This is a genomic window from Caulobacter sp. UNC279MFTsu5.1 (genome assembly GCF_900114015.1).
GTDB lineage: Bacteria > Pseudomonadota > Alphaproteobacteria > Caulobacterales > Caulobacteraceae > Caulobacter.
In genome coordinates this window covers 14,686-29,810 of sequence record NZ_FORN01000032.1, presented here as the reverse complement: position 1 = coordinate 29,810, position 15,125 = coordinate 14,686, and the positions used below count along the sequence as shown (strand labels likewise).

14 protein-coding genes are annotated in these 15,125 nt (G+C 68.4%); 1 reads left to right on the top strand and 13 read right to left on the bottom strand.

What is annotated here, in order from left to right:
- Positions 1 to 135: 135 nt before the first annotated feature.
- The 3 genes from BM066_RS17100 to sidA form a co-directional block, all read right to left on the bottom strand.
- Positions 136 to 453, bottom strand: coding sequence for a DUF5076 domain-containing protein (locus BM066_RS17100; protein WP_089929656.1), 318 nt, complete (start codon positions 451 to 453; stop codon positions 136 to 138).
- 174 nt (positions 454 to 627) lie between these two features.
- Positions 628 to 4,062: a DNA polymerase III subunit alpha gene (gene dnaE / locus BM066_RS17095; protein WP_089929655.1), complete on the bottom strand. Its 3,435-nt coding sequence runs from the start codon at positions 4,060 to 4,062 to the stop codon at positions 628 to 630.
- 24 nt (positions 4,063 to 4,086) lie between these two features.
- Positions 4,087 to 4,176: a cell division inhibitor SidA gene (gene sidA, locus BM066_RS17090; RefSeq protein ID WP_035074860.1), complete on the bottom strand. Its 90-nt coding sequence runs from the start codon at positions 4,174 to 4,176 to the stop codon at positions 4,087 to 4,089.
- 167 nt (positions 4,177 to 4,343) lie between these two features.
- Here sidA and BM066_RS17085 point away from each other — a divergent pair, with 167 nt between their 5' ends.
- Positions 4,344 to 5,303, top strand: a complete 960-nt coding sequence (locus BM066_RS17085; RefSeq protein ID WP_089929692.1) for a nucleoside hydrolase — start codon at positions 4,344 to 4,346, stop codon at positions 5,301 to 5,303.
- On the opposite strand, the gene BM066_RS17080 is transcribed toward BM066_RS17085, so the two are convergent.
- The 10 genes from BM066_RS17080 to nuoN all read right to left on the bottom strand — a co-directional run bounded on the left by BM066_RS17080 (position 5,300) and on the right by nuoN (position 15,123).
- Positions 5,300 to 5,986: an ABC transporter ATP-binding protein gene (locus BM066_RS17080; RefSeq protein ID WP_089929654.1), complete on the bottom strand. Its 687-nt coding sequence runs from the start codon at positions 5,984 to 5,986 to the stop codon at positions 5,300 to 5,302. The two genes, BM066_RS17085 and BM066_RS17080, sit on opposite strands and share 4 nt — an antisense overlap.
- Entirely contained in the window at positions 5,979 to 7,253 is a 1,275-nt protein-coding gene (locus tag BM066_RS17075) for a lipoprotein-releasing ABC transporter permease subunit (RefSeq protein WP_089929653.1), read from the bottom strand. Before BM066_RS17075 ends, BM066_RS17080 begins: the two co-directional genes overlap by 8 nt.
- Positions 7,253 to 8,578: a proline--tRNA ligase gene (gene proS, locus BM066_RS17070; RefSeq protein ID WP_089929652.1), complete on the bottom strand. Its 1,326-nt coding sequence runs from the start codon at positions 8,576 to 8,578 to the stop codon at positions 7,253 to 7,255. Before proS ends, BM066_RS17075 begins: the two co-directional genes overlap by 1 nt.
- A 332-nt stretch (positions 8,579 to 8,910) precedes the next feature.
- A complete protein-coding gene (locus tag BM066_RS17065) occupies positions 8,911 to 9,171 on the bottom strand; it encodes a DUF1467 family protein (RefSeq protein WP_028037620.1) in 261 nt (86 codons plus the stop codon).
- Positions 9,171 to 9,587: a methylmalonyl-CoA epimerase gene (gene mce, locus BM066_RS17060; RefSeq protein ID WP_089929651.1), complete on the bottom strand. Its 417-nt coding sequence runs from the start codon at positions 9,585 to 9,587 to the stop codon at positions 9,171 to 9,173. Before mce ends, BM066_RS17065 begins: the two co-directional genes overlap by 1 nt.
- Before the next feature lie 127 nt (positions 9,588 to 9,714).
- The gene (locus BM066_RS17055; protein ID WP_089929650.1) at positions 9,715 to 10,422 is read right to left on the bottom strand and encodes a rhomboid family intramembrane serine protease; all 708 of its coding nucleotides are present in this window, start codon (positions 10,420 to 10,422) and stop codon (positions 9,715 to 9,717) included.
- 7 nt (positions 10,423 to 10,429) lie between these two features.
- Positions 10,430 to 12,124 (bottom strand): ribonuclease J, encoded by a 1,695-nt coding sequence (locus BM066_RS17050; RefSeq protein WP_089929649.1) that lies wholly within the window; start codon positions 12,122 to 12,124, stop codon positions 10,430 to 10,432.
- A complete protein-coding gene (locus BM066_RS17045; RefSeq protein ID WP_089929691.1) occupies positions 12,124 to 12,909 on the bottom strand; it encodes a type III pantothenate kinase in 786 nt (261 codons plus the stop codon). Before BM066_RS17045 ends, BM066_RS17050 begins: the two co-directional genes overlap by 1 nt.
- On the bottom strand, positions 12,906 to 13,682 hold the full coding sequence (locus BM066_RS17040; RefSeq protein WP_089929690.1) for a biotin--[acetyl-CoA-carboxylase] ligase: 777 nt from the start codon (positions 13,680 to 13,682) through the stop codon (positions 12,906 to 12,908). The genes BM066_RS17045 and BM066_RS17040 overlap by 4 nt, the downstream gene beginning before the upstream one ends.
- A gap of 1 nt (position 13,683) precedes the next feature.
- The gene (gene nuoN, locus BM066_RS17035) at positions 13,684 to 15,123 is read right to left on the bottom strand and encodes an NADH-quinone oxidoreductase subunit NuoN (RefSeq protein WP_089929648.1); all 1,440 of its coding nucleotides are present in this window, start codon (positions 15,121 to 15,123) and stop codon (positions 13,684 to 13,686) included.
- Positions 15,124 to 15,125: the final 2 nt, after the last annotated feature.

Sequence of the window (15,125 nt, the reverse complement as noted above, 5' to 3'; positions counted from 1 at the left end):
GTCCGACCGACGACACGATGGCGTGGGCGTACTCCAAGTCCGACGCGATCCACCGGTTTCAGATCCGCTCGACCACCCGGCCCGTCGCCGACAAACCGGCTTTCACTTCAAACGCGCAATACGGCCATGGGGGTGTCAGTCCGCCTTCACGCCCCTTCCGCCTCTCCGTTCGGACGAGGGGGAAATCATCTCGTCGTTGAAACGTTCGGCCAGCGCGTCCAGCAGGTTCTCTCGGGATCCCATGCCTTCGGCGCTCAGCGCGTCGGCGACGTGTCCCGCCAGGTCGGCCAGGACGACGCCCCAGGCCGCCGTCTCCCGGGACACGCCGTCGCCGGCATAAAGCCCCACCCGCAGGGAACAGTGCAGCCCCTGCTCGGCGATCCAGACGCGGGCCAGCTCCAGCGCGTCGGTGTCGCGCAACGCCGCCGGCGGAACACCAAGCGCGTCCATCATCTCCCTCCCCTGCGGGCAAGCCCAAGATCAAACCGACCGCCTGCCCCCTACACGGCGGGCGCAGTTCTGTGTCCGGAACACGCCCCTCAGAATCCCATCGGCGACCATCTCCCCGCGCCGCTCGGCCCACCGCCCCGCCGCCATGACCGCGTGGGTTGGCGGGGGCCGTCCGCATCAGACGTCTTCCAACAACGCCACGCCGGGCGCGGTCTTCAGGGCGCCGCGCAGGGCGGCGTCGAGGGTGTAGCGGCCGGGCAGCTTCATCTCGATCTCACGGCCGCCGCCCAGGGCGGCGATCAGGCTGACCTCGCCGCCGCGCGGCGAGGCGGCCGGCTCCAGCCGCTTCTTCAGGGCCTCGATCTCGGTGGCCGAGGGCGACAGGTGCAGGCGCAGGCCCGCCACCATGTTCTCGATGGCCTTCTCAATCGGCTCGGCGTCGTCGCCGAAGAACCGCACCTCGCCGTCGCGGGCCTTGGCGCGGACCTTGATCGACACCGCCTTGCCCGGCTCGAGCACCTCGCGGCACTTGCGCAGGGCTTCAGGCGGAAACAGCACCTCGTACTCGCCGCTGGGATCCGACAGCGAGACGAAGGCGAAGCGCTCGCCGCTCTGCGAGGCGCGCTCCTGGCGGCGACGAACCACGCCGCACATGCGGAAGGCCTCCATGCCCGCCTCCGCCCGGGGGATGACCTCGGTCAACATGGCCGTGCGGCGACGGCGCAGCACCCCGACCATGTCGTCCAGCGGGTGGCCGGTCAGGTAGAAGCCGACCGCGGCCAGCTCCTCGTCCAGCAGGTCGACCTGCGTCCAGGGCTCGGTCTTCTTCAGGCGCGGCCGGCCGGCGGCCGGATCGCCGCCGAACAGGGCGTGCTGGCCGCCCTGGCGGTCGGCGGCGATGCTCTGGCCGTGGGCGATCAACACGTCGGCCGAGGCGAAAATCTGGGCGCGGTTCTTATGGATGGAGTCGAAGGCCCCGGCCCGGGCCAGGTTCTCGATCGCCCGCTTGTTGACCAGCTTGGGATCGACCCGCTCGACGAAGTCGAAGATGTCGCGAAACGGCCCGCCCTCCTCGCGCACAGCGACCAAGTGCTTCATGGCTTCGAGACCGACGTTGCGCACGGCGCCCAGGGCGTACAGCACCTCGCCGTTCTCGACCTCGAAGTCGGCGCCCGAGCGGTTGACGTCCGGCGGGCGCACGGTGATGTCGAAGCGCCGGGCGTCCTGGTGGAAGACCGCCAGCTTGTCGGTGTTGGACAGATCCAGGCTCATCGAAGCGGCCAGGAACTCGACCGGCGTATTGGCCTTCAGCCAGCCCGTCTGGTACGAAATCAGGGCGTAGGCGGCGGCGTGCGACTTGTTGAAGCCGTAGCCGGCGAACTTGGCCACCAGTTCGAAGATCGAGCCGGACTGATCCTCCGGGACGCCCTTTTCCTTGGCCCCGGCGACGAAACGGATCTTCTGGAGATCCATCTCCTCTTTCTTCTTCTTGCCCATGGCCCGGCGCAGGAGGTCGGCCTCGCCCAGGCTGTAGCCGGCCAGGATCTGGGCGATCTGCATCACCTGTTCCTGGTAGACGATGACGCCGTAGGTCTCCTTCAGCACCTTCTCCAGCGAGGGGTGCAGGTTGTCGACGGGCTTGCGGCCGAACTTGCAGTCCACGAAGGTGTCGATGTTGTCCATCGGCCCCGGGCGGTACAGCGAGATCAGCGCGGTGATCTCCTCGATCGAGCTGCAGCGCATCTTGCGCAGGGTGTCGCGCATGCCCTGGCTTTCCAGCTGGAACACGCCGACCGTCTGGCCGGAGGCGAGAAGCTCGTAGGTCTTGGCGTCGTCGAACGGCAGCTGGCCCAGGTCGACAACCATGCCACGCTTGGCCAGATGCTTCACCGCCCGATCCAGCACCGTCAGGGTCTTCAGGCCCAGAAAGTCGAACTTCACCAGGCCGGCGCTCTCGACCCACTTCATGTTGAACTGGGTGGCCGGCAGGTCCGAGCGCGGATCCTTGTAGAGGGGGGTCAGCTGCGTCAGGGGCCGGTCGCCGATCACCACGCCGGCGGCGTGGGTCGAGGCGTTGCGGAACAGACCCTCCAGCTGCAGGGCCACGTCCAGGCAGGCCTTGACGTTGGCGTCCTCGTCACGGGCCTGCTTCAGGCGCGGCTCGATGTCGATGGCCTGGGCCAGGGTCACCGGCGCGGCCGGGTTGTTGGGCACCATCTTGCAGAGCCGGTCGACCAGGCCCAGCGGCAGCTGCATCACCCGGCCGACGTCGCGCAGCACGGCGCGGGCCTGCAGCGAGCCGAAGGTGATGATCTGGGCCACGCGGTCGCGGCCGTACTTCTCCTGCACATAGGAGATCACCTCTTCGCGGCGCTCCTGGCAGAAGTCGACGTCGAAGTCGGGCATCGACACCCGCTCCGGATTGAGGAAGCGCTCGAACAGCAGGCCGAAGCGCAGCGGGTCCAGGTCGGTGATGGTCAGCACCCAGGCCACCAGCGAGCCGGCGCCCGAACCCCGTCCCGGCCCCACCGGAATGCCGTGCTCCTTGCCCCACTTGATGAAGTCGGACACGATCAGGAAGTAGCCCGGGAAGCCCATCTTGATGATGATGCCGAGCTCGAACCTCAGCCGTTCCCAGTACTCCTCCTCCGGCGCGGCCAGTTCGGACAGCGCCGCCAGGCGCCTGCGCAGCCCTTCCTCGGCCTGGTGGGTCAGCTCCTCCGGCTCGCTGCGGCCGTCGCCGGTGGGGAAGCTGGGCAGGATCGGATCGCGCTTGTGCACCATGAAGGCGCAGCGGCGGGCGATGTCGAGGGTGTTGTCGCAGGCCTCCGGCAGGTCGGCGAACAGCTTGCGCATATCCTCGGCCGGCTTGAACCAGTGCTCGGGCGTCACGCGCCGCCGCTCGTCCTGGCCGACGAAGGCGCCGTCGGAGATGCACAGCAGGGCGTCGTGGGCGTCGTACAGGGCGGGCTTGGCGTAATAGACGTCGTTGGTGGCGACCAGCGGCGCGTCGTTCTCGTAGGCCCAGTGGACCAGGCCCGGCTCGGCGGCGGCCTGGCGCGGCAGGCCGTGGCGCTGCAGCTCGACATAGAAGCGGTCGCCGAACACCCGCTGCATCTCGGCCAGGGCGGCCTCGCCCTCGGCGGTCTTGCCGGCGGCCAGCAGGGCGTCGACCGGGCCGTCCGTGCCGCCCGACAGCAGGATCAGCCCCTCGGCGTGCTCGACCACCTTGGCCCACGGCACGACCGGCTCGGCCATCTCGCCGCTTTCCAGATAGGCCAGGGACGACAGTTCCGAGAGGTTTAGATAGCCCCGCTCGTTCTGGACCAGCAGGGTGATGGTCGGCGTGCGGGCCCAGCGCTCGGTCGGCCCAGCCCCCACGCCCGACACCGCCAGGGCGCAGCCGATGATCGGCTGGACCCCGTAGTCCTTGGAGTAGATGGAATATTCGAGCGCCCCGAACAGGTTGTTGCGGTCCACCAGCCCCGCCGCCGGCATGCCGGCCGCCGCGGCCATGCCGGGAATCTTGTCGGCCTTGATGGCGCCTTCCAGCAGCGAATAGGCCGAACGCACGCGAAGGTGGACGAAACCCTGACCTTCACTGCCCGACATCACCGCACCTCATGCTTTCGCGACTCAGGCCACCAGCTGGGCGACCTGGCACATCATCCAGACGAAGCTGACGACAGATACAAGCGCCAAAGACTCACGCGCGATACGGACCATGGGAACCCTCCTGCGGTCGTTGCTTGTTTGTTCTATATTCCACTTTTGTTCCCATCCGCAAGAGACCCGTGTTCGATCGCGCGCTTTTTTGTCGCGCGATCTGCGCCGATGGGTCGCGGCCCGCTTTTCCGGTGGATTTGGCGCGCGGATCGGCGCAGATCGCCGCCATGCGCCTGATCATCGACACCGACACCGCCGGGGACGACGTGTTCTCCCTGATGCTCGCCCTGCGCCGTCCGGGCGTGACGGTCGAGGCCATCACCATCGCCCACGGCAATGTCGGTTTCGAGCAGCACGCCGAGAACGCCCTGGCGACCCTGGAAGCCTGCGGGCGCGGCGGCGAGGTTCCGGTCTATCTGGGCGCCCAGCGACCGTTCACGCGCGCGCCGCTGGACGCGGCCTATGTGTTCGGGGCCGACGGCATGAGCGACAGCGGCCTTCCGAAAGCCGTCCAACGCCCCTCCCCCGGCCACGCGGCCGACGAGATCGTGCGGCGGGTGATGGCCGCGCCCGGCGAGATCACCCTGATCGCCCAGGCCGCCCTGACCAACATCGCCCTGGCCTATCTGCGCGAGCCGCGCATCGCCCAGGCCGTCAAGCATCTGTGGATCATGGGCGGAACCGACAACGGCGTGGGCAACGTCACCCCGGCGGCCGAGTACAATCTCTATGTCGACCCGGAAGCAGCCAAGATCGTGATCAACGCCGGCTTCCCGACCAGCCTCGTCACCTGGACCGAAACCTTGCGGGACGGCCTGCTGACCGTGGAGCAGCTGGCGGCGCTGGACGCCCTGGGCACGCCGCGCGCGGCGTTCTTCACCAAGGTCAACCGCACGTCCCTGGCCTTCGCCCAGCAGACGCAGGGCCTCGACGGCAGCCTGCATCCCGACGCCCTGACCTGCGCCGTGGCGCTGGACGAGGGCCTGATCCTGGAGTCGGAAATGGCCGCGGTCGACGTCGAGACGATGGGCGAGCTGACGCGCGGCTATCTCAGCGTCTCGCACCCCATCCTGCCCGACATCGAGGTGGCGGATCCGGCCCTGAAGCGCCGCCTCCCGAACGCGCGGGTGATCAAGAAGATCGACCAGGCCGGGTTCTACGCGGCGATGCGCGACGCTCTGCTTTAGAAGGACTGCGCCACCAGGTGGCCGTCCTTCAGGGCGAAGACCCGGTCCATGTAGCGGGCCAGCTCCATGTTGTGGGTGGCGATCAAGGCCGCCACGCCCCGGCGCCGGGCCTGGTCGTACAGGGCCTGGAACACCGCCGCCGAATTGGCCGGGTCGAGGTTGCCGGTCGGCTCGTCGGCCAGCAAAAGCTTCGGATGGTTGGCCAGGGCGCGGGCGATGGCCACCCGCTGCTGCTCGCCGCCCGACATCTGGCCCGGCTGATGCTCGATGCGCTCGGCCAGGCCCAGCTGCTCCAGCATCACCTCGGCGGCGGCGCGCGCCTCGCCCCGGCCCTTGCCAGCGATCATGGCCGGCATGGCCACGTTGTCCAGGGCGCTGAACTCGGGCAGCAGATGGTGGAACTGGTAGACGAAGCCGACCGTCGACAGCCGCGCCTTGGTGCGCTGGCGCTCGGACAGCTTGGAGCAGTCGCGGCCGTCCAGGGCGATGATCCCGGCGTTCGGCCGCTCCAGCAGGCCGGCCGCGTGCAGCAGCGACGACTTGCCCGAGCCGGACGGACCGATCAGCCCGACCACCTCGCCGGGATAGACGTCCAGGTCGACGCCGCGCAGCACGTTCAGGGCGCCGGCCTCGGTGACATAGGTGCGCTCGACGCCGCGCAGGGCCAGGACGGGGCTACTCATAGCGAAGGGCCTCGACGGGATCGAGCCGAGAGGCCCAGAGCGCCGGCAACAGGGCGGCCAACACGCTGAGCAGGGTCGTTATGGCGACGATCACCCCGACCTCGGCCCAGTCGATCTTGGCCGGGATGTGGGCCAGGAAGTAGACGTCCGCACTGAACACCGCCGTACCGCTCACCCACTCCACGAAATTCTGGATGGCGGCGATGTTGGCGCAGAACAACACCCCGAGCAGCAGCCCCGCCAGGGTGCCCGACAGGCCGATCGCGGCGCCGGCCATGACGAAGATCCGCAGGATCGCGGCCTGGCTGGCGCCGATGGTGCGCAGGATGGCGATGTCGCGGCTCTTGTTCTTCACCAACATGACCAGGGCCGAGATGATATTCAGGGTGGCGATGGCCACGACGATGAACAGGATCAGCCGCATCACCTTGCGCTCGACCTGCAGGGCGTTGAAGTAGCTGGCGTTCTTGTCCATCCAGTCCTGGACGAAGGTGCCCGGGCCGCTGGCCTGCTCGATGATCGGCTTGATCTCCTTGGCCTTGTCCGGATCGGCGACCTTGATCTCGACATAGTCGATCGAGGTGTCCCTGCCGAAGAACAGCTGGGCCTGAGGCAGCGCCATGTAGACGAAGCTCTCGTCGAACTGACTCATGCCGACGCTGAAGATGCCGCCGACCGTATAGTCCTTCTCGCGCGTCGAGGTCCCGAACGCCGTGGCCGGGCCGGAGGGCGAGATCAGGGTGATGGCGTCGCCCACCGACAGGCCGAGATTACGGGCCATGCGGTCGCCGATCAGCACCATGTCGCCGCCGTACTCGCCCTCGCCGAACCCGGCCAGAGAGCCGCGCTTGATATTGGACGAGATCATCTTCATGCCCCGCAGGTCGGCCGGGGTCACGCCGCGCACGATGGCGCCGGACACCTGGCTGGGGCCGATGACCATGGCCTGGGCCTCGACCATCGGCGCGGCCTGGGTGACGCCGCGCACGGCCTTGATGCGGCCGATGACGCCGTCGCGGTCGGGTCCGTTCAGCAGCGGTCCCTGGGCGTAGACGTGACCGTTGAAGCCCAGCAGTCGGCCCAGAAGCTCGGCGCGAAAACCGTTCATGACGCTCATCACGGTGATCAGGGCGAAGACCGCCAGCATCACCGCCGTGAACGAAATGATGGTGATCACCGCCGCGCCGCCGTTCTTGCGCTTGTTGCGCAGGTACCGCCAGGCGACGGTGCGCTCCCAGGTTCCGAACGGACCCGCGCCGAGGGCCATCAGGCGGCCTTGCCCGAGAGTTGGGCGATGACATCGGCCAGCGGCGCGGAATGGCGTTCGCCGGTCTTGCGGTTCTTGAGCTCGACCACGCCCTCGGCCAGGCCCTTGGGGCCGACGATCAGCTGCCAGGGCACGCCGATCAGGTCCATGGTCGCGAACTTGGCGCCGCCGCGGGTGTCGGTGTCGTCGTACAGCGGATCGCGGCCGGCGGCCTTCAGCGCCTCGTAGGCGGTCTGACAGGCCTCGTCGCAGGCGGCGTCGCCTTGGCGCATGTTGATGATCCCGACGCCGAACGGGGCGACGGCTTCCGGCCAGATGATGCCGCCCTCGTCGTGGCTGGCCTCGATGATCGCGCCCAGCAGGCGCGAGACGCCGACGCCATAGCTGCCCATCTGCACCGGCACGTCCTTGCCGTCCGGCCCGGTGACCAGGGCCTTCATCGGCTCGGAATACTTGGTCCCGAACGAGAAGATGTGGCCGACCTCGATGCCGCGCGCCGACAGGCGGTCGCCCTCGGGCAGGGCGGCGAAGGCCGCCTCGTCGTGCATTTCCTCGGTGGCGGCGTAGAGCGCCGTGCGCTGGTTCACCAGCGGCTGCAGGTCGCCGTACCAGTCGACATCCGGACCGGGCGCGGGCATCTCGACCAGATCCTTGTGGCAGAACACGGCGCTCTCGCCGGTGTCGGCCAGGACGATGAATTCGTGGCTGAGGTCGCCGCCGATCGGGCCGGTGTCGGCGCGCATCGGCACGGCCTTCAGGCCCATGCGCGAGAACAGGTTCAGATAGGCCACGAACATGCGGTTGTAGGCCTTGCGCGCGCCCTCGGCGTCGAGGTCGAAGCTGTAGGCGTCCTTCATCAGGAACTCGCGGCCGCGCATCACGCCGAAGCGCGGACGGCGCTCGTCGCGGAACTTCCACTGCACGTGGTAGAGGTTCTTGGGAACGTCCTTGTAGCTCTTCACATAGGCCCGGAAGATCTCGGTGACCATTTCCTCGTTGGTGGGCCCGTACAGCAGCTCGCGCTCGTGGCGGTCGACGATGCGCAGCATCTCGGGGCCGTAGGCGTCATAGCGGCCCGACTCGCGCCACAGGTCGGCCAGTTGCAGGGTCGGCATCAGCAGCTCGATGGCCCCGGCCCGGTCCATCTCCTCGCGGACGATCTGCTCGACCTTGTTGAGCACCTTCAGGCCCAGCGGCAGCCAGGCGTAGATCCCCGCCGCCTCCTGGCGGATCATGCCCGCGCGCAGCATCAGCTGGTGCGAAACGATCTGGGCGTCGGAGGGAGCTTCTTTCAGAACGGGCAGGAAATAGCGCGACAGGCGCATGGACGAGACGTCTCCGGGGAATTCGAGGCGTTGAGATAGCCGCTTGGGCGTCAGCTTGGCAACGCGCGCGGCGAAAAGATGGCTGCGGACGCCCGGATCATGGAAAAGAAGGCCGCGCGATCCTCGCGCGGCCTTTCAAGTCATCGTCGGGGAAGACGCCACAGAGCAAGGTCGGAAAAGCCGGCCTCGTGAGTCTGAGACTAGGCCCCGAACGGTTGTTCGGGGCGCCCGATTGCGTCTGGCCTGACCACTTGGCGAACTTCGCCCACGAATTGGGCGAATGCCGGCAAATATGTCGTCGCCCGCCCAAGGCTTGGGCGCCCTTCCCAGGATCAATAGGTGGCGGGCAGCGCCGGCAGGTCGATCAGGTGGAAATGGATGGTCAGCAGCAGCCCGGCCATCACCAGGGCGGAGACCCAGGTGGTGGTGAAGAACTTGCGCTTGAGGTTCGGATTGACCGGCGCGCCCGGATCCGCGCCCGGCGGCGGCTCGATCCCCATCTCCTTGAAGGTGCGGTTGCCCAGCGGCAGCACGGCGAACAGCGTGGTCCACCAGATGGTCAGATAGACGGCGATGCAGGTGACGGGACCCATCAGTGGGAATCCTTGGGGGTTTCCATGAGCTCGACAAGCATGCCGCCCATGTCCTTGGGGTGAACGAAGATGATCAGCGTGCCATGGGCGCCGATCCGCGGCTCGCCCAGCACGGTGGCGCCCTTGGCGACCAGGCTGTCGCGGGCTTCGTAGATGTTCTCCACCTCGAAGCAGATGTGATGCTGGCCGCCCCGGGGGTTCTTGGCCAGGAAGCCGTGGATCGGCGAGGCCTCGCCATAGGGTTCGATCAGCTCGATCTGGCTGTTGGGCAGGTTGACGAAGCAGACCCACACGCCCTGCTCGGGCATGGCCCACTTGTCGGTGTGCGAGGTCGCCCCCAGCAGGTCGCGATACATCTTCAGCGACTCGTCGATGGAAGGGGTGGCGACGCCGACGTGGTTGAGCTTGCCGATCATGAGCGTTCGTCCGTCCTGCGGGATGAGGGTGCGAGCCTCTCTCGTCATTTGTCGAGCCTATAGACGACTTCATGCGGCCACGGCGAGGCGTTTCGAAGGCGTGATCGCGCCGATCACACCGGCCAGCTCACCTCGGCTGGCGAAGCCACCAGTACCGCGCCGGAAACATCTCGACCAGGAACAGCCCGGCGATAAAGCCGCCGACGTGGCATTCCCAGGCGATCATCAGACCGCCCTCCCCCGACGCCCTGCCGATGCCGAAGCCGATGGCGATCAGCACCAGGTTCATGACGACGAACGACCATGTCTGCTTGCCGACCTGGCGTGAGAAGACCGGCGCCAGCTCGCCGTTCTCGGTCAGTCGCGCCACCGCGCCCCACAGGCCGCAGATCGCGCCGGAAGCGCCGACGGCCGAGACCTCGGCGTTCCAGTGGAGGCCCAGGAACAGCAGCCCGCCCGCCACGCCGCAGATCAGGAAGAACGCCCAGAACAATAGGCCGCCCTTCAGGTCGCTCCCCAGGCGCACGGCGATGGCCGGTCCCAGGCTGACCAGGGCGGTGGTGTTCATGAAGATGTGCAGCAGACCGCCGTGCAGGAAGATGTGCGTCAGTGGCGTCCACAAGAACCCCTGCCGGAAATACGGCGGATAGAGGCTGCCAAGGGCGAACATGGCCTCCTCCCAGCCTTGGGTCTTGGCCAGGAACTGGACGCCGGAGACGATCCAGAGGACGAGGGTCAGCGCGCCCAGCGCCCAGGCCGGACCGGTCAGCAGACGCAGGGTCCGCCGCCAGCCGGGCTCGGGCGTGGGCTCTATCGGCCGCGTGGTCTCGTCCATGGGAATGTCAGATCCGCAGGACCGTGGTCTCGACCACGGGCTTGCGTTCCCAGATGCGGAAGGCGGCCTTCTTCACGGCCTTCGAGAGCGCGCTCTCGATAGCCTCGTCGATCTCGCACTGGTCGCCGCTCAGGCGCTTGAAGGCGGTCTCGGCCTCTTCCGCCAGATCATCCAACGCGTCGTCCAGCGGATATTCGGCGTCGCCGGCCAGGCCCAGGCCGCGGACCTGCGGGCCGGAGACGATCTTGTTGCGGCCGTCCAGCACGACCGAAACGGCCAGCATGCCGTTGAACGCCGCATGGCGGCGCTCGCGCAGGGCCTCGCCGTTCTCGGGCGTCACCACCCCGCCGTCGACATAGAGGCGGCCCGACGGGACCTCGTCGATGATCTGGGGATGGCCGGGGGCCAGCAGCACCATGTCGCCGTTGCGCGGGCTGACCGCGTGCGGCACCTGCAGGTCCTTGGCGAAGGCGGCGTGCTCGATCAGGTGGCGGCGCTCGCCATGGGTCGGCACCGCGATCGTGGGCCGGGCCCACTGGTACATCTGCTTGAGTTCGTCGCGGCACGGGTGGCCGCTGACGTGGATGCCGGGGGTGTCGCGCTCGGTGTGCAGGCGCACGCCGCGGTCGGCCAGCTTGTTCTGCAGGTTGCGGATCGGGATCTCATTGCCCGGGATCACCCGCGAGCTGAAGATCACGTGGTCGCCCTGCGAGAGCTTGACGTGCGGGTGGGTTCCCTCGGCGATCCGGGCCAGGGCCGCTCGGGCCTCGCCCTGGCTGCCGGTGCACAGGAACAAGACCTCGTTCTCGGGTAGGTACTTGGCCTGGTCGTCGGTGATGAAGGGCTCCAGGCCCTCCAGCAGGCCGACATGGCGGGCGGCGGCGCTCATCCGGTGCATCGAGCGGCCGGCCAGGCAGACCTTGCGGCCGGCGGCCTGGGCGGCGCGGATCACGGTGTCCATCCGGGCCACGTTCGAGGCGAAGCAGGCCACGGCGATCTTGCCGGTCAGGCCGGCGATCAGCTTGTTCATCGCCTCGCGCACGCCGGCTTCCGAGCCGGCCTCGCCGTCGACGAAGACGTTGGTGCTGTCGCACACCATGGCCAGCACGCCCTCGTCGCCCAGCTTGCGGATGGCGTCGATGTCGGTGGGGCCGCCCAGCTGGGGATCGGGATCGATCTTCCAGTCGCCGGTGTGCAGGATCGTGCCCAGCGGGGTCTTGATCGCCAGGCCGTTCGGCTCGGGGATCGAGTGGGTCAGGGTCACCATTTCCAGGTGGAACGGCCCCAGGTCAAAGCTGCCGCTCAGCGGGATCTCGGTGATCGACACCTCGCCCAGCAGGCCGGCGTCGCGCAGTTTCTCGCGCAGCAGGAAGGCGGTGAACGGCGTGGCGAACACCGGCGCCTTCAGGCGCGGCCACAGCCAGTGCACGGCGCCCAGATGATCCTCGTGGGCATGGGTCAAGACAATGCCGAGGATGTCGTCGGCATAGGCCTCGATGAATTCGGGATCGGGCAGGATGATCTCGACGCCGGGCGTCGTCTGGTCGCCGAACGTCACGCCCAGGTCGACGACGATCCATTTGCGGTCGTCGGCCGGGCCGAAGCCGTAGAGATTGAAGTTCATGCCGATCTCGTTCGACCCGCCCAGGGGCAGGAAGACGAGCTCGTCCTCGGGGGAAGGCTTGTCGGTATATTTGGTCATTAGGTCTCTAGATGGGTGTTACGGCGATGAATTTCGAGGAGACCACGGATGGTCAGATCTGAATCGAAGTGGTCGATGCTGTCGGTGGCGCCCTCGAACAGCGAGGCGACGCCGCCGGTGGCGACCACGGTCATGGGTTCGGCGCGTTCGGCCTTGATGCGGGCCACCAGGCCCTCGATCAGCGAAATATAGCCCCAAAACACGCCCGACTGCATGGCGCTGACGGTGTCGGTCCCGACCACGCGGTTGCCGGCAGGCCGCTGGATGGCGATGCGAGGCAGCTTGGCGGCGGCCTCGTGCAGAGCCTGCATGGACAGGTTGATGCCGGGTGCGATGATGCCGCCCTCGAACGCCCCGTCGGCGCCGACGATGTCGAAGGTGGTGGCGGTGCCGCTGTCGATGACGATCAGCGGGCCGGGATAGACCATGTGCGCGCCCACGGCGTTGACCAGGCGGTCGGCCCCGGCCTCGGACGGCTTGTCGATCCGCACATCGACGCCCAGCTTGGCGTTCTCGCCGATCACCAGCGGCTCGACGCCGAAATAGCGGCGCGACAGGTTGCGCAGGTTGAAGATCGACTGCGGCACGACGCTGGAGATGATCACCGAGTCGATGGCCCGGAAGCCCAGGCCCTGCATCGACAGCAGTTGCGACAGCCAGACCACGTATTCGTCGGCCGTGCGCGTGCTCTCGGTGGCGGCGCGCCACTGGGCGATCCAGGCCTCGCCGTCGTGGATGGCGAAGAGGGTGTTGGTGTTGCCCTGTTCGATGGCCAGCAGCATCAGGAGGCCCCTCCGAAAAAGACGTCGCCGGCGGTGACCCGCCGAAGTTGGCCGTCGGCCAGACGAAGACGCAGAGCGCCGTCGCCGTCCAGCCCTTCCGCGATCCCCTCCAGGGTTTCGGTTCCCAGACGGGCGACGCACGGCTCGCCCAGGCCGTGGGCCCGAGCCGTCCAGGCGTCGGCGATGGCGGGGAAGCCCAGGCGCAGCCAGACGTCCTCCCAGCGCGCGAAGGCGGCGGCCAGGACCTCGATCGCCTCGACCGGCGACGGCGGCGGGGCGTCGCGATAGGTGCTCAGGGCGGTGGCCGGGCGTTCGCTGTCGATCGGCTTGCGAGCCAGGTTGACGCCCACCCCGACGGCGATCCACAGGCCGCCGGTCGGCCGGGTCCCGGACTCGACGAGAATGCCGCTGACCTTCAGCCCGCCCAGCAGCGGGTCGTTGGGCCATTTGAGGCTGACCAGGCTGGCGGGCACGTAGGCCGCCAGCAGATCGGCGACGGCCAGGGCGGCGACGAACGACACCTGGGCGGCCTCGGCCGGCGGCTTGTCGGTGCTGAACAGCAGGGTGGCGGCCAGGTTGCCGACCCCGGTCTCCCAGGCGCGGCCGCGTCGGCCCCGGCCGGCGGTCTGGCGCAGGCCGACGATCCAGACCGGGCCCGCCTCCCCCGCTTCCGCGCGGCGACGGGCCTCGGCGTTGGTCGAGTCGATCTCGTCCAGGACGACGACGGGCGGCCCTTTAAAACTCGGGCCCTTAAGCGTCGGGCCGGGGCCCGTCACCTCACGCGTGGCCAAAGGCCGCCGCGGCGGCCCGGGCCGCCGGGTCGAGCCAGATCAGCGCGACCAGCACGACCGGGAACGAGAAGGCGGCGGCCACGAAGCCGACCGCGCGGGCGATCGGTTGCGGCTTGTCCACCCCGCCTTCGGCCGCGTCGAACCACATCGCCTTGATCAGGCGCAGATAGTAGAACGCCGCGACCACGCTGCCAACCAGGCCCAGAACCGCCGCCCACTGCAGCAGCACGTCGCCCGAGCCCATGGCCGCGCCGAAGACGTAGAACTTGGCCCAGAAGCCCGAGAACGGCGGCATGCCCAGGGCCGACAGCGAGAACGCGGTCATGGCCACGGCGACGCCCGGACGGTGCTTCACCAGGCCGGCCATGTCCTCGATGGTCTCCATGGGCTTGCCGTCGCGCGACAGGGCCTGGAGACAGGCGAAGAAGCCGGTGACGTCGACCATGTACAGGGTCATGAACAGCAGCATCGAGTGCAGGCCAGTCTCGCCGCCGGTCGCCACGCCCAGCAGGGCGTAGCCGACATTGGCGATCGAGCTGTAGGCCCACAGGCGCTTGAGGTTGTTCTGGGCCAGGCCGGCGAAGGCGCCGACGAAGACCGAGGCCAGCGAGGTGATGACCAGGATCTGGCGCCACTGGGCCACCGAGTCCGGGAAGGCGTCGCCCAGCACGCGGGCGAACATCATCATGGCCGCCAGCTTGGGCGCGGCGGCGAAGAAACCGACGACCGGGGTCGGGGCGCCTTCGTAGACGTCCGGCGTCCACATGTGGAAGGGCGCGGCCGAAACCTTGAACGCCAGGCCGCACAGCAGGAACACCAGGCCGAACAGCAGGCCCACGCCGTGCGTGCCGTGGGCCGCGGCGGCGATGTCCTCGAAGCGGGTCGAGCCGGCGAAGCCGTAGATCAGCGAAGCGCCGTACAGCAGCAGGCCCGATGACAGCGCGCCCAGCACGAAGTACTTCAGGCCCGCCTCCGACGACTTGGCGTCGTCGCGGCGGAAGGCGGCCAGGACATACAGGGCCAGCGACTGCAGCTCGACGCCGACATAGAGGCTGATCAGGTCGCCGGCCGAGGCGGTGACGCCCATGCCCAGCGCCGACAGGACCACCAGCACGGCGTATTCGAACTTCTGGTCGCCGCGGGCGGCCAGCCAGCGGTCGCCCAGCACGATGGCCAGGGCGCTGAAGCCGTAGATCGCCACCTTGGCGTAGGTGGCGGCGGCGTCGGCGGCGTAGACGCCGTTGAAGGCGTGGCCGTGCGGTCCAACCACGGCGGCCGCGGCCGCGGCCAGCAGGGCCAGGACGGCCGCGCCGGTGTACAGCGGGGTCACCTTGCCGTGGAACGCGCCCCAGACCAGCAACACCAGGGCCGAGGCCCCGAGGATGACTTCGGGAAGAACGAGGGAGAAGTTGGCGGCGAACGTCATGG

Coding starts and splice junctions, on each gene's coding strand:
- mce (WP_089929651.1), bottom strand. CDS start 9,587: ATGATCGGCAAGCTCAACCACGTCGGCGTCGCCACCCCTTCCATCGAC.
- BM066_RS17065 (WP_028037620.1), bottom strand. CDS start 9,171: ATGGGTCCCGTCACCTGCATCGCCGTCTATCTGACCATCTGGTGGACC.
- dnaE (WP_089929655.1), bottom strand. CDS start 4,062: ATGTCGGGCAGTGAAGGTCAGGGTTTCGTCCACCTTCGCGTGCGTTCG.
- BM066_RS17085 (WP_089929692.1), top strand. CDS start 4,344: ATGCGCCTGATCATCGACACCGACACCGCCGGGGACGACGTGTTCTCC.
- BM066_RS17080 (WP_089929654.1), bottom strand. CDS start 5,986: ATGAGTAGCCCCGTCCTGGCCCTGCGCGGCGTCGAGCGCACCTATGTC.
- nuoN (WP_089929648.1), bottom strand. CDS start 15,123: ATGACGTTCGCCGCCAACTTCTCCCTCGTTCTTCCCGAAGTCATCCTC.
- BM066_RS17075 (WP_089929653.1), bottom strand. CDS start 7,253: ATGGCCCTCGGCGCGGGTCCGTTCGGAACCTGGGAGCGCACCGTCGCC.
- BM066_RS17050 (WP_089929649.1), bottom strand. CDS start 12,124: ATGACCAAATATACCGACAAGCCTTCCCCCGAGGACGAGCTCGTCTTC.
- BM066_RS17055 (WP_089929650.1), bottom strand. CDS start 10,422: ATGGACGAGACCACGCGGCCGATAGAGCCCACGCCCGAGCCCGGCTGG.
- BM066_RS17100 (WP_089929656.1), bottom strand. CDS start 453: ATGATGGACGCGCTTGGTGTTCCGCCGGCGGCGTTGCGCGACACCGAC.
- sidA (WP_035074860.1), bottom strand. CDS start 4,176: ATGGTCCGTATCGCGCGTGAGTCTTTGGCGCTTGTATCTGTCGTCAGC.
- proS (WP_089929652.1), bottom strand. CDS start 8,578: ATGCGCCTGTCGCGCTATTTCCTGCCCGTTCTGAAAGAAGCTCCCTCC.